1 protein-coding gene is annotated in these 787 nt (G+C 64.0%); it reads right to left on the bottom strand.

Going from position 1 to position 787, the window contains the following annotated elements:
* Positions 1–76: 76 nt before the first annotated feature.
* A partial coding sequence (locus AC1RLZ_RS31160; RefSeq protein ID WP_493191814.1) for a transposase occupies positions 77–787 on the bottom strand: 711 nt, incomplete at its 5' end.

Genomic DNA, 787 nt, shown 5'->3' with positions numbered 1-787 from the left:
CAGACCACTGACAAACCCCGTCGATTTTCGGCGGGGTTTTTCTTTGCAGCTTGTTTTATCAGGCTTGGCCGATTGTTCATGCAAGCAGCGGCCGCGGCGCCAGCGCCAAGGCCATCTTCTTGATGTTCTGGGCGGCGGCAGCGAGCAGGCATTGGCACGTGACAGCGACGAGGCCCCGGAAGCGGGCGTAGCGGTGACCGTGTAACTGCTTGGCGTCGGCAAAAGACCGCTCGACGGTTTCCTTGCGGCGTTTGTAGACGCGCTTGCCCCATGGCGTCAGTCGATGCGCATCGGCGCGTTCGCGCGCGTCGGCCCAGACATGACGCGTGATCAGGCGGGTGGCATTGCGACTAGACGTGCAGGAAGCCAGCAGCGGGCAGGTTTTGCAGATCGACGGATCGCTCTTGTAGTGGCGATAACCGGTGCGGTCGGTGGTGGCATAAGCCAGAAGCTGGCCCTGCGGACAGCGATAGCCGTCCACCTCTGCCTCATAGCTGAATGCCTTGCCGGCCATCATACCCGGCCGCGGCGGCGTCGGCCGGCGATAGCCGGTGACGCCGAGGATGCCGCGCCGCTCCAGCCCCTGGGCGATGCCCGACGTCGCATAGCCGGCGTCCAGCCCGACGGCGCCGACGTTGAGATCGAAGCGTTGTCGCTGACGGTCGAGCCGACCCAGATAGACGATGGAATCGTGCACATTGGCCGGCGTGGCATAGGTATCGGTGATGATGCTGCAGCGGCTGTCGACGGTGCGGTGATCCAGATAGAAGAAGCCCTTCGGCTTGCC

The organism is Tardiphaga sp. GW822-FHT04G09, assembly GCF_058800725.1.
Note: the sequence above shows the minus strand (reverse complement) of the source record. Positions and strands in the feature narration are given on the sequence as shown.